Annotated in this window: 22 protein-coding genes and 1 tRNA gene; 6 read left to right on the top strand and 17 right to left on the bottom strand. The window is 58.9% G+C overall.

Annotated features, from left to right (window positions below; genetic code table 11):
• Positions 1–28: 28 nt before the first annotated feature.
• Both ACKUG4_RS10625 and ACKUG4_RS10620 read right to left on the bottom strand, forming a co-directional pair.
• Entirely contained in the window at positions 29–346 is a 318-nt protein-coding gene (locus tag ACKUG4_RS10625; RefSeq protein ID WP_064594885.1) for an I78 family peptidase inhibitor, read from the bottom strand.
• Positions 347–511: 165 nt separating this feature from the next.
• Positions 512–817 carry a hypothetical protein gene (locus tag ACKUG4_RS10620; RefSeq protein ID WP_445433956.1) on the bottom strand — a complete coding sequence of 102 codons (306 nt, stop codon included), beginning with the start codon at positions 815–817 and terminating at the stop codon, positions 512–514.
• A gap of 127 nt (positions 818–944) precedes the next feature.
• On the opposite strand from ACKUG4_RS10620, the gene ACKUG4_RS10615 reads away from it, so the two are divergent.
• Entirely contained in the window at positions 945–1157 is a 213-nt protein-coding gene (locus ACKUG4_RS10615) for a hypothetical protein (RefSeq protein WP_445433955.1), read from the top strand.
• A 33-nt stretch (positions 1158–1190) separates the two neighbouring features.
• Here ACKUG4_RS10615 and ACKUG4_RS10610 read toward each other — a convergent pair whose 3' ends face one another.
• The 8 genes from ACKUG4_RS10610 to ACKUG4_RS10575 form a co-directional block, all read right to left on the bottom strand.
• The gene (locus ACKUG4_RS10610; protein ID WP_445433954.1) at positions 1191–2219 is read right to left on the bottom strand and encodes a nucleoside hydrolase; all 1029 of its coding nucleotides are present in this window, start codon (positions 2217–2219) and stop codon (positions 1191–1193) included.
• A gap of 43 nt (positions 2220–2262) precedes the next feature.
• Positions 2263–2667: a D-ribose pyranase gene (rbsD, locus tag ACKUG4_RS10605; protein ID WP_039771558.1), complete on the bottom strand. Its 405-nt coding sequence runs from the start codon at positions 2665–2667 to the stop codon at positions 2263–2265.
• The gene (rbsK, locus tag ACKUG4_RS10600) at positions 2664–3581 is read right to left on the bottom strand and encodes a ribokinase (RefSeq protein ID WP_445433953.1); all 918 of its coding nucleotides are present in this window, start codon (positions 3579–3581) and stop codon (positions 2664–2666) included. Before rbsK ends, rbsD begins: the two co-directional genes overlap by 4 nt.
• 23 nt (positions 3582–3604) lie before the next feature.
• Positions 3605–4624: a LacI family DNA-binding transcriptional regulator gene (locus ACKUG4_RS10595; RefSeq protein WP_236189366.1), complete on the bottom strand. Its 1020-nt coding sequence runs from the start codon at positions 4622–4624 to the stop codon at positions 3605–3607.
• Between the two features lie 3 nt (positions 4625–4627).
• Positions 4628–5605 (bottom strand): ABC transporter permease, encoded by a 978-nt coding sequence (locus tag ACKUG4_RS10590; RefSeq protein WP_064594871.1) that lies wholly within the window; start codon positions 5603–5605, stop codon positions 4628–4630.
• Complete coding sequence (locus tag ACKUG4_RS10585) at positions 5602–7155, bottom strand: sugar ABC transporter ATP-binding protein (RefSeq protein ID WP_445433952.1); 1554 nt, start codon at positions 7153–7155, stop codon at positions 5602–5604. The genes ACKUG4_RS10590 and ACKUG4_RS10585 overlap by 4 nt, the downstream gene beginning before the upstream one ends.
• Before the next feature lie 59 nt (positions 7156–7214).
• The gene (locus ACKUG4_RS10580) at positions 7215–8171 is read right to left on the bottom strand and encodes a sugar ABC transporter substrate-binding protein (protein ID WP_007956008.1); all 957 of its coding nucleotides are present in this window, start codon (positions 8169–8171) and stop codon (positions 7215–7217) included.
• Positions 8172–8370: 199 nt separating this feature from the next.
• Positions 8371–8820 carry a hypothetical protein gene (locus ACKUG4_RS10575; protein ID WP_064594868.1) on the bottom strand — a complete coding sequence of 150 codons (450 nt, stop codon included), beginning with the start codon at positions 8818–8820 and terminating at the stop codon, positions 8371–8373.
• A gap of 349 nt (positions 8821–9169) precedes the next feature.
• Here ACKUG4_RS10575 and ACKUG4_RS10570 point away from each other — a divergent pair, with 349 nt between their 5' ends.
• The 3 genes from ACKUG4_RS10570 to ACKUG4_RS10560 all read left to right on the top strand — a co-directional run bounded on the left by ACKUG4_RS10570 (position 9170) and on the right by ACKUG4_RS10560 (position 11408).
• A complete protein-coding gene (locus ACKUG4_RS10570) occupies positions 9170–10258 on the top strand; it encodes an asparaginase (protein ID WP_064594866.1) in 1089 nt (362 codons plus the stop codon).
• A 186-nt stretch (positions 10259–10444) separates the two neighbouring features.
• Complete coding sequence (locus tag ACKUG4_RS10565) at positions 10445–10714, top strand: DUF1654 domain-containing protein (protein WP_371855269.1); 270 nt, start codon at positions 10445–10447, stop codon at positions 10712–10714.
• Between the two features lie 4 nt (positions 10715–10718).
• Positions 10719–11408: an endonuclease gene (locus tag ACKUG4_RS10560; protein WP_064594862.1), complete on the top strand. Its 690-nt coding sequence runs from the start codon at positions 10719–10721 to the stop codon at positions 11406–11408.
• Positions 11409–11462: 54 nt separating this feature from the next.
• Here ACKUG4_RS10560 and ACKUG4_RS10555 read toward each other — a convergent pair whose 3' ends face one another.
• On the bottom strand, positions 11463–12365 hold the full coding sequence (locus ACKUG4_RS10555) for a siderophore-interacting protein (protein ID WP_445433951.1): 903 nt from the start codon (positions 12363–12365) through the stop codon (positions 11463–11465).
• Between the two features lie 87 nt (positions 12366–12452).
• The gene (locus ACKUG4_RS10550; RefSeq protein WP_085612801.1) at positions 12453–12818 is read right to left on the bottom strand and encodes an SPOR domain-containing protein; all 366 of its coding nucleotides are present in this window, start codon (positions 12816–12818) and stop codon (positions 12453–12455) included.
• A gap of 250 nt (positions 12819–13068) precedes the next feature.
• On the opposite strand from ACKUG4_RS10550, the gene csrA reads away from it, so the two are divergent.
• Complete coding sequence (gene csrA, locus ACKUG4_RS10545; protein ID WP_003179932.1) at positions 13069–13263, top strand: carbon storage regulator CsrA; 195 nt, start codon at positions 13069–13071, stop codon at positions 13261–13263.
• A 206-nt stretch (positions 13264–13469) separates the two neighbouring features.
• On the opposite strand, the gene ACKUG4_RS10540 is transcribed toward csrA, so the two are convergent.
• The 3 genes from ACKUG4_RS10540 to ACKUG4_RS10530 all read right to left on the bottom strand — a co-directional run bounded on the left by ACKUG4_RS10540 (position 13470) and on the right by ACKUG4_RS10530 (position 14947).
• Complete coding sequence (locus ACKUG4_RS10540) at positions 13470–13925, bottom strand: DUF2214 family protein (RefSeq protein ID WP_445433950.1); 456 nt, start codon at positions 13923–13925, stop codon at positions 13470–13472.
• Between the two features lie 341 nt (positions 13926–14266).
• Positions 14267–14728 (bottom strand): GNAT family N-acetyltransferase, encoded by a 462-nt coding sequence (locus tag ACKUG4_RS10535; protein ID WP_445433949.1) that lies wholly within the window; start codon positions 14726–14728, stop codon positions 14267–14269.
• A gap of 142 nt (positions 14729–14870) precedes the next feature.
• A tRNA-Val gene (locus ACKUG4_RS10530) sits at positions 14871–14947 on the bottom strand.
• Between the two features lie 184 nt (positions 14948–15131).
• On the opposite strand from ACKUG4_RS10530, the gene ACKUG4_RS10525 reads away from it, so the two are divergent.
• On the top strand, positions 15132–16415 hold the full coding sequence (locus tag ACKUG4_RS10525; RefSeq protein WP_445433948.1) for an NAD(P)/FAD-dependent oxidoreductase: 1284 nt from the start codon (positions 15132–15134) through the stop codon (positions 16413–16415).
• 52 nt (positions 16416–16467) lie between these two features.
• Here ACKUG4_RS10525 and ACKUG4_RS10520 read toward each other — a convergent pair whose 3' ends face one another.
• Positions 16468–17439 carry an XdhC family protein gene (locus tag ACKUG4_RS10520; protein WP_445433947.1) on the bottom strand — a complete coding sequence of 324 codons (972 nt, stop codon included), beginning with the start codon at positions 17437–17439 and terminating at the stop codon, positions 16468–16470.
• Between the two features lie 2 nt (positions 17440–17441).
• Positions 17442–18677 carry a c-type cytochrome gene (locus ACKUG4_RS10515; RefSeq protein WP_445433946.1) on the bottom strand — a complete coding sequence of 412 codons (1236 nt, stop codon included), beginning with the start codon at positions 18675–18677 and terminating at the stop codon, positions 17442–17444.
• Between the last annotated feature and the right edge of the window lies 1 nt (position 18678).

Here is an 18678-nt window from a genome sequence, read left to right as displayed (position 1 = left end):
TTTATGGGCGATACGAAAGCCCGAAGGCTCAGCCGCAGTTGACGCGGGTGACCACCAGGTTCTGATCGGTATTCAGGTTGAGGCGATCAGAGCGGTACTCCAAAGTAATCATGTCATTGGGCTTGAGGAACCGGGCATTCTGCGCACCGGCTTTTTTGCGTGCCTGCTCCAACAGCTCCGGCGAAGCTTTCTTGCCGAGAGCGAACTCCGCTGCTGACGCCTCACAACGACCAAGGCCGGCCTCAGTCGTCACGGGATCCTTCTGCGACTCACTGGAGGTTGTGCTGCAACCCGCCAACACAGCAACGGCCATCAGTGCACCCAGTGACGCGAACTTCCAAGGCATGAAGCCTCCTTATTTCAATTTGAGCAGAGATCGTGCGACCGCCAATAAGGCGTTTGGTTTCACGGTGAGAGCCATCCCCCTGCCCCACGGTCGGAAAAACGCCGAGTGTGCCTGAGCAACGCCTGAAATCTCACCCCGTAAAACGTCACTGAATATTAATAACGCTCAATAGACATCAATGTAGTCGTAAGGCGGATTCGGCCAATTGTCTTTGAGCGCATTGAAAATCTGCATGACCCAGACTTCGTCGCTGGCCGCGACATTTCCCACATACCCCGAGCCTTTTGCCCAAGTCTCCAAGCGAAACAGCAGGCCATCGATGTCTTGACCGCCAGTGACACCCGAAGAGATATAGGCAATACCGCCCTTGGTCACGCGCAGTTGGGTATGTTCGTCATCACTGGCCGACGCCAGCAACCGGCGGACAGCATCAAGGGTCAGGCCGTCGAGGCTATTCAAATCGATCTGCACAGCTCAATCCTTGTTTTTTGCGGAACGACCAAGTGTCGCACAGCCCCGCGCTCATGCCTAAGTCGCAGTGCCAAACGCTCGACTTAGTGGTTAACTCAGAACTCCGATCCCGCGACCGAGCCTTGCCATGACCACCGTAAGCATTACCGCCGACATTAAGGCCACTTGGCGACAAGGGCATAGTTCCTACAGCCCGGGTAGTCCGGAGGAATTGGCATTGATCAGCATCGACCTGCTGGTGAAGACACTGGGGACGCAAGGCGCACAAAGCTTCATCGCCCAACTGTTCGAGAAGTATCCCGATGACTTCAAAGGGACATCGGACACCGAGAGGGAGTAAAAGCCCGCAAGCTGGCACCTGCGGGCGCATGCCTTACTTCAGACGTTTCAGCCGCTCGGTCAGCAGATCGAAGAAACCCTGAGCATCGCCGTTCTCCACCCAGAAGGCGTTCTTCGGCGCCTTGAGGCCGTCATACCAGTCGACAATGGTCTGGCCGAAGGTCGGGCCTTCACGGCTGTCGACCACCACATTCACCGAACGCCCCGTGAACAGCTCAGGCTTGAGCAGGTAAGCCACGACAGTGGCGTCATGCACCGGGCCACCCGGAATGCCGTAGTGCTCCATATCCCCTTTGATGTACTCGTTGAGGATGTCGCCAACAATCTTGCTCGCATTGTTGTTCAGCGCCGCAATCTGCTTCAGGCGCGCATCGCTGGTCAGGATCTTGTGGGTCACGTCCAGCGGCAGGTAAGTCAGTTTCACGCCGCTTTTGAGCACCACCTCCGCGGCTTGCGGGTCGGCGTACAGATTGAACTCGGCCACTGGCGTGATATTGCCGCCATTGAAGTGGGCGCCCCCCATGATCACTACTTCCTTGATTCCCTGAACAATCTCCGGCTCCTGGATCAGCGCCAGGGCCAGGTTGGTCTGCGGGCCGAGCATCGCAATAGTGATGCTGTGCGGCTTGGCTTTTTTCAGGGTGTCGATCAGGTAGTTGACCGCATTGCCCTCGGCCAGGCCTTTTTTCGGTTCGTGCACGGTGACACCCGACAGGCCTTCCTTGCCATGGATGTTTTCGGCGTAGATCGGCGTGCGCATCAACGGTTTTGGCGCGCCGGCGTACACCGGAATCTCTTCCCGCCCTGCCCACTCACGGGCCAATCGCGCATTGCGCGAAGTCTTGTCCAGACGCACGTTTCCCGCCACGGTGGTCAACGCGTGAATGTTCAGCTCCTCCGGGGAGGCCAGAGCAAACAACAGGGCGACCACGTCGTCGGCGCCGGGGTCGGTGTCGATGATCAGGTCGATCTTTTCCGCCGCCTGGGCGCCGGTCGCGGTTATCACGGACAAAAGCAGCAGACTCCGAATCAATTGGTGCATTTTTTGAGCATAGCGGTGCATGGCGCATTCCTTGTGCAGATGAAATCAATAGGGTCGAACCCTGTTAGAACGTAACCCCGGCTACCAGCACGATGTTGCAGTACGGCTGGCATTCGCCCGTGCGAACAATCGCTCGTGCCTGTCGGCTGAGTACCTTGAACTGCTCGTGACTGAGCAGGTCACGCCGCCCCAGCGAGCCTTCGTCATTCAGCTCGTCCAGCGTGGGCAGCGCAGTCGGTTGCTTGTCGAAAATCTCCTTGGCCAGTGCGTGGCTTTCCACCTGCATCTCGCTGAGCACGACTTTCAGGGTGCTGACGAAATCCGGCACGCCGTGCGTCAACGCCAGGTCGATCAACTCGACACCCGGCGGTACCGGCAGGCCGGCATCGCCGATCACGACCATGTCGCCGTGCCCAAGGGAAGCAATCAGCCGCGACAGGGCGACATTCAGCAGAGGAGTCTTTTTCATACGGGTTTGAATGCCTGTACGTCGGAGGTGGTAGGAATGGAGGGCTGGGCACCTGCCCGGGTGACCGACAGGGCTGCAGCGACTTGCCCGAAACGAATGGCCTCGTCCTCGGTTTTGCCGGCCGCCAGCGCAGCCGCAAATCCGCCGACAAAGGTGTCCCCGGCGGCGGTGGTATCGACAGCCTTCACTTTGGGGGCAGAAAAATACTGGTAACCCGTGCTGTTGGCGAACAATGAGCCTTGAGCACCAAGCGTGATGATGACCTTGCCGGCGCCCAGTGACATCAGGTGCGCCGCTGCTTTTTCAGCGGTCTCCAATGAGTCCACCGGCAAACCGCTGAGGGCGGCGGCCTCGCTCTCGTTGGGAATAAGGTAATCGATTGCAGCAAACCAGTCCGTTGGCAGCGGGCGACTGGCCGGCGCCGGGTTAAGGATGACCGTCTTGCCCAGTTCACGTCCGCGCTTCAGCGCGTGGCCTACCGTGGCATCGGGGATTTCCAGCTGGCAAATGATCACGTCGGCAGCCTGCAGCACGCTGTCAAACCGGTCGATAACCGCCGGGGTCATCGAGCCATTGGCACCGGCCACGATGACAATCGCGTTTTGACTGTTGTCATCGACCACGATCAGCGCCACACCACTGGAATCCTCGACCACGCTGACCGCCTGACAATCGATCTGCTCGGCCAGCAACGCGTCGCGCAATTGCACACCATAGTCATCGTTGCCGACACAGCCGACCATCGACACCTGTGCACCCAGTCGCGCGGCAGCTACGGCCTGATTGGCGCCCTTGCCACCGGACACGGTAGCGAAGGAATGACCGATCAGCGTCTCACCGCCCCGGGGCAAGCGCGGCGCCCGGGTGACCAGGTCCATGTTCAGGCTGCCTATTACCACTACATTTGCGGACATACATCACTACTCTTCAATTCGTTTCAGCGGTATTCGGTGAACACGCCGGACAGCGGTGCAGTCGATTCGCGCAGGACAATACTCGGGGTCACGATCCGCTGATCCGTCGCCAGACCCGGGGTGGCAATTCTTCGCAACAAAACTTCCGCAGCCATCTCGCCCAGTTGCAGGATCGACTGGCCCACAGTCGTCAGCGCGGGATACACGTAACGGCTCATCTGGATATCGTCGAAACCGATCACCGACAGTTCGGCAGGCACGCGCACGTTGCGCTCGGCCGCGGCTCGCAGCACACCAATGCCGATCATGTCGTTACCGGCAAAGATCGCGCTCGGCGGCTTGCGCTCAAGGAGGACTGAAGCCGCGTTGTAACCGCCAGTGCTGGTGAAGTCGCTTTCCAGCATGCGCGACGGGGACACCTCAACACCGGCCTCTTTCAGCGCGCGACAAAAACCGGCCTGACGCATTTGCGCAACACTGGTACTGGCCGGACCACCGATCGTGGCGATATCGCGATGACCGAGCTCAAGCAGATGCCGCGTCGCAAGGTACGCGCCATATTCGTGATCGATGCGCACCAGGTCGGCGTCCACGCCTTCGAGTCCACGGTCGACGATCACCATCGGCGTCTTCACGCCAGCCAGTCCTTGTGCCAGACCGCTGTCGCCACCCGCAGACGCGACGATCAAGCCGTCGATGCGCTTTTCGAGCAGCACTCGCAGGTAGCTGCGCTGCTTGTCCGGGTTGTCGTCGGAGTTGCAGAGAATTACGCAGTAACCGTTACGCTCGCAGTAATCCTCGATCCCTCGCGCCAGTTCGGCGAAGTACGGGTTGAGGCTATTGGGCACCAGCAAACCGATGGTGGCGGTGGTTTTCGCTTTCAGTGATCGGGCCACGGCGCTCGGCACATAGTCGAGACTCTTGATCGCCGCCTCGACCTTGAGTCGCACCTCTTCGCTCACCGGTCGGGTCTTGTTTACTACGTGGGACACGGTCGTGTAGGAAATTCCTGCAAGTGCCGCCACATCCTTGATCGTTGCCATTTATCAGCCCCGTCGACTTGCGCGTTGACTGCGATAGGTGTCAAGCACCACGGCGATCACGATCACCGCACCGGTGATGATGCGCTTGGTCGGTTCGGTCGCGCCAATCTGCGCCAGGCCGGCCGCCAGCACGGAGATGATCAACACGCCGAAAAAGGTACTGATCACCGAACCACGCCCACCCATCAGGCTGGTACCGCCGATCACCACCGCAGCGATGACTTGCAGCTCAAGGCCAGAACCGGCGTTCGGGTCGGCCGCTTCCAGCCGGGAAATCTGGAACAGCGCCGCAATACCGGCGAGCAGGCCCATCAGACTGAACACCAGGATCTTGTAGGGTTTTGGATTGATCCCCGCCAGACGCACCGCTTCCTCGTTGGTGCCAATGCCGATCAGATAGCGACCGAACACGGTACGGGTCAGAACGGCCTGGGCAACGAAAATGACCAGCAAGGCAATGATGAACGAGGGTGAAATGCCAAAGGCGATCGGGTTCGACAGCCACGCAAAGGAGTCACCGATGTAAGCCGTGCGCGAACCGGTCATCTGATAGGCCAGGCCGCGGGCCATCTCGAGCACACCGAGCGACACGATAAATGACGGAATTCGCCACGCCACGGTAATCGAGCCGGTAACCGTGCCGGCCAACGCCGCGACAGCCATACCCAACAAGGCAGCCGGCAACACGCTCCAGCCCCAGCCAAGAATCGCCACGCTGACAGTGGAGGCCGCGAGTGCCAGTACCGAGCCTACCGACAGGTCGATCCCGCCGATGATCAGCACGAACGTCATGCCCACCGCCAGAACCATCAGGTCGGGAATCTGGTTGGCCAGGGTGCTGAAGGTGTTGTACGAAAGGAAATGGCTGCTCATGACCGAGAACAGCGCAATCATTGCCAACAACGCGCCGGCCAGGCCCAGGTAAGTGCCGAGGCCGTAGAAATTGCCACTGGATTTGCCGGCGGAAGATGCAGTTTTCATGGGAGATCCCTAGGCGCTGCTTCGTTGAGCAACGCATCACGTTTCTGGTAGCCGGCGAATGCGGCGGCAAGCAAGTCATCCTGGGTCCAGCTGTCGCGCTCGAAGGTGTCGATCAGACGCCCTGCCGACAACACACCGATGCGGTCGCAGATCAGCATCAGCTCACGCAAGTCGCTGGACACCACGACCAGCGCTTTGCCCTGACGGGTCAGTTCGCCGAGCAAGGCATAGATATCGAACTTGGCGCCGACATCGATACCGCGAGTCGGCTCGTCGAACAGCAGCACCGAACAGTCGCGCTCGAGCCAGCGACCGATCACCACCTTTTGCTGGTTACCGCCGGACAGCTCGGACACCAGTTGCGTCGGGCTGGAACTGCGGATGCGCATGGCGTCGATCTGCCGCTGCGCGAGCTTCGTTTCATCGCCGTTGTTGACGAACCCGCCGCTGGAAATCTCCGGCATGTTGCCCAGGGCAATGTTGGCGCTGATCGATTGGCTCAGCAGCAGACCTTCGCCCTTGCGATCCTCGGTGATCAAGGCGATGCCATTGCGCACCGCATCGACAGGCGAGCGAATGCTCACCGTTTTCGCTGGCGAACCCAGTGCCACCGTGCCGCTGTCCGCGACGTCGGCGCCGAAGATCAACCGCAAAAGTTCGGTGCGCCCAGCCCCGATCAGCCCCGAAATGCCAAAAATCTCGCCGGCGCGAACCTCAAAGGAAACGTCGCGAACCTTGTCGGAGCGGGTCAGGCCTTTGACCGTCAGGGCCGGCGGGCCGATATTGCGAGCCCCAAGATCGATATGCTCGCCCAGCTCGCGACCAACCATCAGGGTAACCAGTTGCTCACTGTTGTAATTGGCCATCGGCTCGACGCAAACCAGGTTGCCGTCACGCAACACAGCAATGCGCTGAGCGACCCTGGCCAGTTCTTCGAGGCGGTGGGAGATGTAGATGATCGAGACGCCACGCGCCTGCAACCGGGTGATCTGCTCGAACAGCATCTCGACTTCGCGCGCGGTCAGCATCGCGGTCGGTTCATCAAGGATCAGCACGTGGCAATCGCCGATCAGGTTACGGGCGATTTCGACCATTTGCTGGTGACCGATCCCAAGCTCGCCGACCAGTGTGTCCGGGTCGATGGCGTCGAGGCCGACTTGAGCCATGGCTTCGATAGCGGCTTTACGCAGTTGCTTGCGACTGATCCAGCCACCATTGCTCGGCAGGTTGTCGAGAAAAAGGTTCTCCGCCACCGAAAGCGTCGGCAGCAGATTGAGCTCTTGCATGACCATGCGCACGCCCAGTTCTTCAGCCTGCGTGCGACTGCCAGGGCGATAATCCTTGCCCTGGAACTGCATCTGGCCGGTGGTAGGGGTGACCAGGCCACCGATGATCTTCGACAGGGTGCTTTTACCTGCACCGTTCTCACCGGTCAGTGCCAGCACTTCACCGCGCATCAACGTCAGATCGATGCCGGTCAGTACCGGTTGCGCATAGGTCTTGCCGATACCGCTGACCGAGAGGACAGCGATCGGAGCGGAAACTGACATAAAAATCTCCATGCGCTCGCCCGGACGGACGAGCGAGCGCCATTGTGTCGCCAAAGGACTTACTTGGTGACCAGCTCGACAGGCGTTTCGATCACGCCATTTGCACCACTGTCGACTTTCTCGCCCTTGATGATTTTCAGCGCGGTCTCGATGCCGAACACCGCTTGCTTCGCGGCGTACTGGTCGGCAGTCGCCAGAACGCGACCGTCCTTCAGCATGGGCTTGATGGCATTGATATTGTCGTAACCGACAACCTGCACCTGACCGGCCTTGCCGGCAGCGCGCACGGCGGAAACGGCGCCTACAGCCATGCTGTCGTTGCCGGCCAGCAGCGCCTTGACGTCCGGGTACTCGCTGAGAATCGAAGCGGCCACCTTGTTGCCCTTGTCGATTTCCCAATCGCCGGACTGCAGGGAAACAACCTTGATCTGCGCAGCCTCCATCGCATCCTTGAAGCCTGCAGTACGCTGCTGGGCGTTGGTCGTCGTGGAGACACCTTCAATGATGCCGACTTCGTCACCGGCCTTCAGTTGCTTGGCCAGGTACTCACCCACCAGACGCGCACCTTTGCGGTTGTCCGGGCCTACGAACGGAACGCTGATGTTCTTGCTTTTGATCACAGCCGGATCGAGCTGGTTATCGATGTTGATCACGGTGATACCGGCATCGACGGCCTTCTTGATCACCGGCACCATCGCTTTGGAATCAGACGGTGCGATAACCAGCGCGTTGACCTTCGCCAGAATCATCTGCTCGACGATGCGCGTCTGCCCCGCCGTATCGGTTTCGTCCTTGATGCCGTTGGAGATCAGGTCGAAATCGGCGGAATGTTCTTTCTGGTAGGCCTTGGCGCCGTCTTCCATGGTCAGGAAGAATTCGTTGGCCAGAGATTTCATGACCAGGGCGACTTTGGGTTTTTCAGGGGACTCGGCGAAAGCCGAAGAGACAGGCAGTGCGGCGGATGCGGCAGCCAGCATGGCGACAGCAAGAAGACGTCCAGCGAATGGCAGCTTCATGGGTTCACTCCGATCTTATGATTATTGTGAGCAACGCTTGCGCTGGCGTAAGCTCGCTGCACCCCACGACGAAATCAATTCACCGCGAAGACCGCGCAAACGTTTGCGTAGACCGAACTATGCGAATCCTGCCGACATTTGTCAACGACTGAAAATCTGCATTTTTTGTAGGGCGAATCACCGTCACCACCCCCTTCTCCTAGGCGGTCGTGTTGATCACACCGCCGCTGCCAGACCCCTTGGCCATCTCACGAACCAGATTGCCGGCCACTTCCATGAGTGCAGCGTTGGTGTCTGCAATCTGCCCCTGGATCGACATGACGACTGTCGTCTTAGCTTCTTCGGTCGGATAGCTGGCCGCCTGCGCCGCGGCCAATTGCTGTTGCTGCTCCTGCAATTGCTGCTGCAACTCCTTCATGCGCTTGAGCAGTATCTTGATCGTGATGCTTTGATTGCCACCGCTTTCGGCCGGCGCCTCCTCCTGCACTGGGCCGCCACCGGTTCTGACTTGCTTCGTATCGCCAGCGTCTTTGCCCAGCGCTTCGGCCGCCGCTTGCTCGTTGGCCTCGCTCAGGGCATTGATCGTAGCGGCTGTTTTTCCGCCGATGGTAACCGCGCCGGGGTTTGGCAAACCGATAGTCAATGACATTTGAACTCCTGAAAAATTGGATCCCTATCAAGGCGCATCGGCCAGTGCGCCGTTTTCTTTAGCACAGATCCGAAAACCGGCCAGCTCACCCTGCGGACGGAGCTCGTAGTCCTTTTCGGTGAGCCGAACGAGAAAACAGCCCGCGTTCGGAAACCCGGATGAGCGAGGGAGGATCAAAACCAATCATCGAATAAATCTTGATTTAAATCATGAGGTTAAACATTTCTCTCAAGCACAGTACGACTGGTACAGATCCTGCTCCCTCCCTGCACCCCTGGCATTCAGATCGGCCCGGGGCGCATCTAGATGAACCTGCATCAGCACCGTCTCACTACTAGAGAGAAAAATAATGACATCTGCTTTGAAGAATTTCGTTCCGGGCGCTTTGGCCCTCCTCCTGCTCCTGCCAACCGCCCTCCAGGCAAAAGAAGCCGAAACTCAGGCCAAGCTGGCCAATGTAGTGGTACTGGCCACCGGCGGCACCATTGCCGGCGCGGGCGCCAGCGCGGCCAACAGCGCGACCTATCAAGCCGCGAAGGTAGGCGTCGAACAATTGATCGCCGGCATTCCCGAACTGAGCAAGCTGGCCAATGTGCGTGGCGAACAGGTCATGCAAATCGCGTCGGAAAGCATCACCAACGAAAACCTCCTGCAACTGGGTCGTCGCGTTTCCGAACTGGCCGACAGCAAAGACGTCGATGGCATCGTCATCACCCACGGCACCGACACCCTGGAAGAGACCGCTTACTTCCTGAACCTGGTGGAAAAAACCGACAAGCCGATCATCGTCGTCGGCTCCATGCGCCCGGGCACCGCCATGTCGGCGGACGGCATGCTGAACCTGTACAACGCCGTGGCCGTCGCCAGTAGCAAAGAAGCTCGCGGCAAAGGCGTATTGGTGACCCTGAACGATGAAATCCAGTCGGGTCGCGATGTCAGCAAGATGATTAACATCAAGACCGAAGCGTTCAAAAGCGCCTGGGGTCCGCTCGGCATGGTAGTTGAAGGCAAATCCTACTGGTTCCGCCTGCCAGCCAAGCGCCACACCATGGATTCGGAATTCGATATCAAAAACATCAAGAGCCTTCCTGACGTAGAAATCGCCTATTCCTACGGCAATGTCAGCGACACAGCCTACAAGGCCCTCGCCCAGTCCGGCGCCAAGGCGATCATCCATGCCGGTACCGGCAACGGCTCGGTTTCCTCCCGCGTGGTTCCGACCTTGCAAGCACTGCGCAAGGACGGTGTGCAGATCATTCGCTCGTCTCACGTCAATGCCGGTGGTTTCGTTCTGCGCAACGCCGAGCAACCTGACGACAAATACGACTGGGTGGTTGCTCACGACCTGAACCCACAGAAAGCCCGCATCCTGGCCATGGTTGCCTTGACCAAGACTAACGACAGCAAAGAGCTGCAACGGATGTTCTGGGAATACTGATCTGCCTTCGACCGATCCATTCCTGATCGGGCACTGGTTTCACCCTTCGTCAACCTGACGGAGGGTGAAGCTCCCGCCTCCGCCAAAGAAAAATTACACCTGCGCGACACCAAAACCGGAAAACCGCTGTCAGAGGATTTTCTTGAATTTTAAGCAGTTGCGAAAATGCCTACAGTTAAATACTGTATGCACGTACAGCTTAATAAGGATAACCTCGTGGCCACTTCCCCTGATGCTCCTGACGCTTACGAACGCATGGGCATGCGCGTTCAAAAAATCATCAACTCCCCCACCGCACAAAAAGCCAAAGCCGCGCTGATCTTCCGACTTCCAGACGAGCCGGCGGATGAATGGGAGCGCTTGCTGGAAGAGATCGACGAGAACGACAACGTCACCCTCGCCTACCGCGACGATGGTGGCGTACAGATTTTCTGGGTTGTGCCGAAGGAAGATTGATTCAATGATTCTGCGTTTTGCTGCTGTGCTGCTGCTGTTCATATCCATTGGCGCGCAAGCCGGTGCGCCGCGTACGTTCACCGAGGCCAAGAAGGTCGCCTGGAAACTGTACGCCCCACAATCCACCGAGTTTTATTGCGGGTGCAAATACACTGGCAACAAGGTCGATCTGGCCGCCTGCGGCTATGTCCCACGCAAGAACGCCAAACGTGCATCCCGCATCGAATGGGAGCACATCGTTCCCGCGTGGCAGTTCGGCCATCAACGTCAATGCTGGCAGGAAGGCGGTCGCAAGAATTGCACCCGCTATGACCCGAGCTATCAGAAAGCCGAAGCCGACCTGCACAACCTGGTGCCGAGCATCGGCGAGGTGAATGGCGACCGCAGCAATTTCAGTTACGGTTGGTTGCCGGTCGAAAAGGGTCAGTACGGCTCATGCCTGACTCAGGTCGACTTCAAGGCGAAGAAGGTCATGCCCCGCCCTTCGATTCGCGGCATGATCGCCCGCACCTACTTTTACATGAGCAAACAATACGGCTTGCGCTTGTCGAAGCAGGATCGGCAACTGTACGAAGCCTGGGACAAGACTTACCCGGTGCAAGACTGGGAGCGCCAGCGTAATCAGAGCGTGGCGTGCGTGATGGGACGCGGCAATGAATTTGTCGGCCCGGTGAACCTGAAAGCCTGCGGTTGATATCCTGATCAAAAGAAAAGGCCTTGAGCGACAAACTCAAGGCCTTTTTTGTGCTCAACCGCCGGACTTGTTGTAGCGCCAGTAGCCCATCAGATTGAGTGATTCGCGAGGTATGCCACGCTCCTTGATCAGGTATTTGCGCAGACTCATGACAGCGGCGGATTCTCCAGCGATCCAGCCATAGAATCCCTCGCTGGCCGTTTCGGCGATCTCCCAAAGAATCTCTTCTTCGATGTCGACATCCGCCAGCTCGACCGCCTGCCCAACCGCCGATGCATCAACAGGCAACGTCGCCTGCCGCACGGCTTCCACCATCAACGTACCGGCAGCTGCCTGATCGCGGATCAGCCATTGCACCGAAAGCCCGGGCCAGTCAGGAACCGCCAACATGTCTTCACGACTGTCGACCTCAAAAAACGCCTGGGTCTGCGGCGGTTCAGCCAGTGTCGCCAGTTCTTCCAGAATCCCCATGGCGGCCGGCAACGCTGTGGAATCGGCGACCAGCAGAAGTTGCTTGAGCGTTTGCGGAGGTTTCCATTCAAATCCCCCCGCCTCTTGTGCCGTGAATCGGCTGTCGGGGGCGAGAATCTGCATCGACTCGCCAGGCTGTGCTCGCAAGGCCCAACGGGAGGCAGGACCGGTCTCGCCGTGCAGTACGAAATCGATATCCACTTCGCCTGCTTCGGCACGCAAGTGGCGGATGGTGTAGGTGCGCATCGCCGGGCGACGATCAACCAGCATCGAGCGGAAACGGGCGTACCACCCCTCCCCCTGAGAAAGCCTGGCGGGTGAGCCATCTGCTGCAGGGAAAAACAGCTTCACTCGCTGATCCGGCGCCCACGCAGCCATCTCGGTGACCGCCGAGCTTGCGAGGGTGATCCGCATCAAATGCGGGCTCAGTTGATGCTTGTGACGCAAAACAACGTCGAACAACTTGTAAGGATTGGCGGAGGCCATGCGGAGCTCCTTCTGGGTATCTTCAGTGATTGCTTTAAAAACGAATCACGGGGGACACCCTTTAGTCAGCTCCGCCGAATGGATCGCTTATTGAGCGACCGTGCGCTCGATCACCAGTGTTTCGATGTTCTGCTTCTTCGCCTTGATCAGCGCGGCGTTCACATCCGCCTGCCGTGCCTCGGCGTCAGCCTTCGAATTGAAAGGGCCAAGCAGGATCCGGGTCTTGCCGCTGGCGTCCTTGATGACGCTGGCCACAAAGGCATGCTCGATCAGCCAGCCGCTGAGGTCGCTTACGGCTTGGGGAGTTTCACCGCGCACTTCCAGATCCCACTGCGGCCCCACCGCAACAGGCGCCGCTACCACCGCCGGTTTCGCTTTTTGCGCATCCACACTCTTGCCTTCGCCACATCCTGCCAATGCCAGTGCCGCGACTACCCAGACCAATTTGCGCACAACGCTTCCCTCTGATTTTTCAAAGCGGCGATCTTAACATTCGAGAATACTTTCGGAGCCCCGCAAAATGGGCACAAAAGGACGAGATTGATGCTGACAGCCCCTGTATAGTTACGCGCTGGGAATTAATGCCGCTGCTGCGCGTCAGAAAGAGGCACCCAGACTTTAAGACTTCGCACTAATCTATACGTACCACCGACCTCTGCACTGTCTGAATCAGGTGCCCTACAAAGCAATCAAGGAGAAGACCATGCTGATACTCACCCGCAAAGTCGGTGAAAGCATAAACATTGGTGATGACATCACGATTACCATTCTCGGCGTCAGCGGCCAGCAAGTTCGAATCGGCATCAATGCTCCGAAGAACGTTGCAGTGCACCGGGAAGAAATCTATCAGCGGATCCAGGCTGGCCTGACCGCTCCGGACAAGCCACAAACGCCCTGAGCCCTACCGCAGTCAGTAGCCAGTTCGTTTGCCTGCGCGCAATGACTGGCTAAAGATTCAAGCGCCGTATTGCCATTCCCCCACCTCCCTGGTGACGGCGCGTGCCACGCCCCTTCCCGCCTCACCCTTCTCGCGACCGATACTAACTGTCATTCAAAGGGTTGGCTGTCGGATATTTCCGAATAGCGAATGGGAATCGCGCCGGCCTAGCCGAATGTAACGCCACGCGCCATTCCCGTGGCCGCCACGACCATCAATATCAATAGAAGCGCTTCAGCATGACTGATCCGCGCGAATACCTTCGCACGTCCTGTGTCAGGGACAGCACCGCGTGCCTTGGCCATGCGCCACTTGATCAGGGTGATCATCGGCACCAGTTCCAGAAGCAGAATCAGCACAAACAACGTCATCTTCAGATGGAACAGCGGCTGATGCAGGTAGTAGTCGGTTCCCTTCTCATAACCGGCAAAGGCGCGCATGCCGCCGGAGATGAGCAGCACCAGCGCCGAGAGCCCCCAGACATTGTCGGCAAGCAATACGCGCCCGACCTCACCCGAGCCGGACGCCAGGCGACTGAAGGCCGTCCCACGCGTCAACACCGCCCAGAAGCCCATGGCAAATGCCAATAGATGAATCGCTGCAAGAAACCAGTGAACCAGCATTGATGAACTCCTGTCCGGCAGAGGCGAAATCAGCCTGACAGTAGTAGTCGAAAAAATGAGGACTTGCCTGTCACCCCTCCCGGAAAAACGGAAGCGGGCGAGACGAGAGACTGGCAGAGGCGCGGGAAAGGCAAATCGCGGGCAAAAAAAATCCCAAGCAGCTGATGGAAGCTTGGGATTTAAAAATGCATAAACCGTGGTGGTGAACGCGGGGCGGATATTACTGATTTATTCGTCTTGTAACAACGTATTTTTGATAACCAAATGGTTAATAAAATCCGTAACCCATTAAATATCCACACTATTTAAAAGGTCGCTCACGAAAGTCGGCGACGAATGGATCAAAATCCATCGCAGTCAATACGCGCATGGCTCAAGAATTTTACAAAAATGAGTTCGGGATCCCCCGGGTCAAGGTTCTGCACCGTTCCGCTATGCTGATATCCAAGATTTGTCAGCAGCTGCCGCATCGGCAAGTTGGACGTATTGGTCGACGTGAAGATCTTGCCTGCAACAGCGTGATGCTCCAGACCACTCACGATTTGCCGACCCACGCCGGAACGCCTGCTCGCACTGGAGACGACCACGAGGGATATGAACCACTCACCGAAAAAACTTCGATCCAAACAGCCGTAGCCGAGAAGAACGCCAGGATTGTCAGTCTCGCAGGCAACCCAGCACTCCTGCGCCCCAACAGCCCTCGCGATGCACGCTCGACGGCGGCTATCTGTTTCAGCGACAGGATCAATCTTCAACAGGCTTTCGATATCGCCTGAACTGGCGCGCCTGAATTGGCGACTCATGAATACACCCCTGCAAATGTGCCGAAGTGTAGCTGCGGTCGACCAAACGGAAATTTGCAAAGGTTCTGAAAATCGCAGACAACAAAAAAGGGCCCACCTTTCGGTGAGCCCTTCCAGACCGCCCAGCAGAGCGGATTTTGTTTGGTAGGCGCGATTGGACTCGAACCAACGACCCCCACCATGTCAAGGTGGTGCTCTAACCAACTGAGCTACGTGCCTGCTGTGAGGCGGCATTCTACGGAATTCCGGAGGGGTGTCAACACCTTTTTTTCACCTAACCCTATGAATATGCAAAATATTTAATTTCGACCCGCCGCAAGAAGATTTCCCGGTGGCTGGCGGAGGTTTTTCAACTGGGGTAGGATCGCTGCACTCGTAAAATATATTAAACAGAGGCTGCAGGATGGCGAACACCCCTTACCCAGAGTCTTACTACGCGGCATCGGCCAACGCCGCACCACCACGTCCTGCCCTGCAGGATGACGTGGAGACGGATGTCTGTGTGATCGGCGCTGGTTATACGGGACTTTCCTCGGCGCTATTCCTGCTGGAGAACGGTTTTCGCGTGACCGTGCTGGAAGCCGCCAAGATCGGCTTCGGCGCCTCGGGGCGCAATGGCGGGCAAATCGTCAACAGCTACAGCCGTGACATTGACGTGATCGAACGCAGCGTCGGCCCGAAACAGGCGCAACTGCTCGGGCAGATGGCCTTCGAAGGCGGCCGGATCATTCGTGAGCGTGTCAGCAAATACAACATCCAGTGCGACCTCAAGGACGGCGGCGTATTCGCCGCCCTCACCGCCAAGCAGATGGGCCACCTGGAATCGCAGAAACGCTTGTGGGAACGCTTCGGTCATACCCAATTGGAACTGCTCGATCAACGCCGCATTCGCGAAGTGGTGGCTTGCGATCAATACGTCGGCGGCATGCTCGACATGAGCGGCGGCCACATCCACCCGCTCAACCTGGCCCTTGGTGAAGCCGCTGCCGTTGAATCCCTGGGCGGCACCATTTACGAACAGTCGCCGGCCGTGCGCATCGAACGCGGTGCCAACCCGGTCGTACATACACCGCAAGGCAAGGTCAGAGCCAAATTCATCATCGTCGCCGGCAACGCCTACCTCGGCAATCTGGTGCCGGAGCTGGCGGCCAAATCGATGCCGTGCGGCACTCAGGTCATCACCACCGCACCACTGGGCGATGATCTGGCGAAATCCCTGCTGCCGCAGGACTACTGCGTCGAAGACTGCAATTACCTGCTCGACTACTACCGCCTTACCGGCGACAAGCGCCTGATCTTCGGCGGCGGTGTGGTGTATGGCGCGCGGGATCCGGCAAACATCGAAGCGATCATCCGCCCGAAAATGCTCAAGGCCTTCCCGCAGCTCAAGGACGTGAAGATCGACTACGCCTGGACCGGCAATTTCCTGCTGACCCTGTCGCGCCTGCCTCAGGTCGGACGCCTGGGCGACAACATCTATTACTCCCAGGGCTGTAGTGGCCACGGCGTGACCTACACGCACCTGGCCGGCAAGGTATTGGCCGAGGCACTGCGCGGACAAGCCGAGCGTTTCGATGCCTTTGCTGATCTGCCGCACTACCCTTTCCCCGGCGGGCAACTGCTGCGCACACCGCTTGCCGCATTGGGCGCGTGGTACTACGGACTGCGCGACAAGCTCGGTTTCTGATGCGCAAAAAAAGGGGCCGCTGAAAAGCGGCCCCTTTTACATCCAGCTCCAATCACAACTGATCCCGCGCAATCCCGCTGCGAATCCGCAGGATATCCGCGAGCACCGCCAGAGCAATTTCCGCCGGCGTCTTGCTGCCCAGGTTGAGGCCGATCGGCGCATGAATTCGCGCCAGCTCGCTCTCCCCCAGCCCGCCAATCCGGCGCAAACGCTCGAAGCGCTTTTGTGAAGTCTGCAACGAACCCATCACGCCGATGTAAAACGCCTCGGTGCGCACAGCTTCCATCATCGCCAGATCGTCGATGCGCGGATCGTGGGTCAACGCCACCACCGCCGTATCACGGTGACAACCGCCATCGGCGATGAACACCGACGGCAATTGCCGGCGGATCTCCACGCCATTGAGCACCACGCCTTCCAGCACTTCATCGCGCGGATCGCAGAGAATCACTTCGAAGCCGAGACCAACCGCGAACTCCGCACAGGCCTGCGCCACGCTGGAATACCCCGCCAGCAGCAAGCGCTGAGCAGCCCCGATGCGGATCCGTACCCGGTCGATTTCACGCTCGATTCGCGCGCCCTGCTCGTGATCGGTAAACAGGCTACGCGCACCAGTAGTCAGATCGACTTCGCGAATCACCCGGCGCTGCCCGAGCAACGCCGATTCGAGCTCACGCAGGTGCGCCCGCACCTCGCAGCCGGCGTCAAATTTCTCTACCAGCACATCGAGAATGCCGCCGCATGGCAGGCTGACCCGCGAACGCGGATCGTCACCTTCGCCATAACGCACGACGTTGATCGCATCGAGAAACGCACCTTCGGCGACGCGCTCGAGAAAGTCTTCCTCGACGCAACCACCGGACAGCGACCCGATCCACTGCCCGCCGTCGTTCACCGCCAGCAGCGAACCTGGCGCGCGAGGTGCCGAGCCGTAGGTGGTCAGCACGGTGCAGAGCCAGATGCGTTGCCCCGCCGTCGACCACTCCAACGCCCGTCGAACCACTTGCAGATCGAGATGCTGCATGATCAGTGCGCCTTGTGCTCAACGGAAGGCGCATCAGCCTGCAGCTTCTGCACATCACCAACCGCCAGCTCGGCCGACTGACCACCCCAACCCTGACGCAGGTAGTTCAGCAGATCGGTCAGTTGTTCGGCACTGAGCTTGTCGGCAAAACCCGGCATCGGCTGCATGTGTTCGAACCCGGCGAATTTCTGTTCGCCGATGCCATCCTCGATCACGCGCAACAGGTTGCGCGGGTCGTCCAGACGCAGCGTGGTGTTGCCGCGCATGGCCACCGCGATGTGCGGCTTGCCCTCGCCACCGGCCGCGTGACAACCGGCGCAGACGTTCAAGTATTCCTGACGGCCGCGCTGAGCGCTGGCACTGAGTTTTTCCACCGGCACTTCGGTCAGCTCTTTCGCCGCCGGAGGCTTGTCGCCCAGCAGGAAAGTCGCCATCGCCGCCAGATCCGGATCATTCAGGCCCTGAGTGCTGTTGTGGAACACCGGGAACATCTCGTTGAACATCGTGCCCTGGGCGCTCATGCCGTGCTTGAGGAACGTGCTCAGGTCCTGATGGTTCCAGCCGCGTGCCGCCAAGTCGGTTGCCAGCAGGCTCGGCGCCAGATAGCCGTTAAGGATGCCGCCGGTCAGGCGCTTATCCAACTGCATCGCGCCCGGCAGGCCGCGTGGCGTATGGCATTCGCCGCAATGGCCGAGCACTTCGACCATATACTGGCCGCGTTTCCAGGCGTCGCTTTTGCCTTCGGCAGGCTCCAGCTTCAAGGCTTTGCCGTACATCATGTTCCAGCCAATCAAGCCCGGACGCACGTTGAACGGGAAGCTCAGACTGGTCACCGGCGCGGCGCGCTCGATCGGCTCGACGGTTTTCAGATACGCGTGAATCGCATCCGAATCCGCACGCGGCATCAAGTGATACGAGGTGTACGGCATCGCCGGGTACAGGTTGGCGCCGTCACGCCGCTTGCCTTCGGTGAGCGCGGCGAAGAACTCTTCATCGGTGTAGAGACCGATGCCGTGCTCCTTGCTCGGCGTGATGTTGGTACCGTAGATCGTGCCGAACGGCGACACGATCGGCAGGCCGCCGGCAAACGGCGCGCCGCCGGGCGCCGTGTGGCACGCCATGCAGTCAGCGGCGCGGGCAAGGTATTCACCGCGCTTGACCTGTTCATCCGCATGCGCCGCCAACACAGGCGCAGCCAGCCCGACCGCCAGGGTCAGGCGGGTCAGTAATTGCTTCATG

The sequence above is a fragment of the Candidatus Pseudomonas auctus genome, assembly GCF_048654275.1.
GTDB lineage: Bacteria > Pseudomonadota > Gammaproteobacteria > Pseudomonadales > Pseudomonadaceae > Aquipseudomonas > Aquipseudomonas pharyngis.
The sequence above is the reverse complement of the archived record's forward strand: the minus strand, read 5'-3'. Positions and strand labels throughout refer to the sequence as shown.

Coding starts and splice junctions, on each gene's coding strand:
- ACKUG4_RS10625 (WP_064594885.1), bottom strand. CDS start 346: ATGCCTTGGAAGTTCGCGTCACTGGGTGCACTGATGGCCGTTGCTGTG.
- ACKUG4_RS10595 (WP_236189366.1), bottom strand. CDS start 4,624: ATGGCAACGATCAAGGATGTGGCGGCACTTGCAGGAATTTCCTACACG.
- ACKUG4_RS10525 (WP_445433948.1), top strand. CDS start 15,132: ATGGCGAACACCCCTTACCCAGAGTCTTACTACGCGGCATCGGCCAAC.
- ACKUG4_RS10610 (WP_445433954.1), bottom strand. CDS start 2,219: ATGCACCGCTATGCTCAAAAAATGCACCAATTGATTCGGAGTCTGCTG.
- ACKUG4_RS10615 (WP_445433955.1), top strand. CDS start 945: ATGACCACCGTAAGCATTACCGCCGACATTAAGGCCACTTGGCGACAA.
- csrA (WP_003179932.1), top strand. CDS start 13,069: ATGCTGATACTCACCCGCAAAGTCGGTGAAAGCATAAACATTGGTGAT.
- ACKUG4_RS10515 (WP_445433946.1), bottom strand. CDS start 18,677: ATGAAGCAATTACTGACCCGCCTGACCCTGGCGGTCGGGCTGGCTGCG.
- rbsD (WP_039771558.1), bottom strand. CDS start 2,667: ATGAAAAAGACTCCTCTGCTGAATGTCGCCCTGTCGCGGCTGATTGCT.
- ACKUG4_RS10560 (WP_064594862.1), top strand. CDS start 10,719: ATGATTCTGCGTTTTGCTGCTGTGCTGCTGCTGTTCATATCCATTGGC.
- ACKUG4_RS10565 (WP_371855269.1), top strand. CDS start 10,445: ATGCACGTACAGCTTAATAAGGATAACCTCGTGGCCACTTCCCCTGAT.
- ACKUG4_RS10535 (WP_445433949.1), bottom strand. CDS start 14,728: ATGAGTCGCCAATTCAGGCGCGCCAGTTCAGGCGATATCGAAAGCCTG.
- ACKUG4_RS10540 (WP_445433950.1), bottom strand. CDS start 13,925: ATGCTGGTTCACTGGTTTCTTGCAGCGATTCATCTATTGGCATTTGCC.
- rbsK (WP_445433953.1), bottom strand. CDS start 3,581: ATGTCCGCAAATGTAGTGGTAATAGGCAGCCTGAACATGGACCTGGTC.
- ACKUG4_RS10585 (WP_445433952.1), bottom strand. CDS start 7,155: ATGTCAGTTTCCGCTCCGATCGCTGTCCTCTCGGTCAGCGGTATCGGC.
- ACKUG4_RS10590 (WP_064594871.1), bottom strand. CDS start 5,605: ATGAAAACTGCATCTTCCGCCGGCAAATCCAGTGGCAATTTCTACGGC.
- ACKUG4_RS10575 (WP_064594868.1), bottom strand. CDS start 8,820: ATGTCATTGACTATCGGTTTGCCAAACCCCGGCGCGGTTACCATCGGC.
- ACKUG4_RS10520 (WP_445433947.1), bottom strand. CDS start 17,439: ATGCAGCATCTCGATCTGCAAGTGGTTCGACGGGCGTTGGAGTGGTCG.
- ACKUG4_RS10580 (WP_007956008.1), bottom strand. CDS start 8,171: ATGAAGCTGCCATTCGCTGGACGTCTTCTTGCTGTCGCCATGCTGGCT.
- ACKUG4_RS10555 (WP_445433951.1), bottom strand. CDS start 12,365: ATGGCCTCCGCCAATCCTTACAAGTTGTTCGACGTTGTTTTGCGTCAC.
- ACKUG4_RS10570 (WP_064594866.1), top strand. CDS start 9,170: ATGACATCTGCTTTGAAGAATTTCGTTCCGGGCGCTTTGGCCCTCCTC.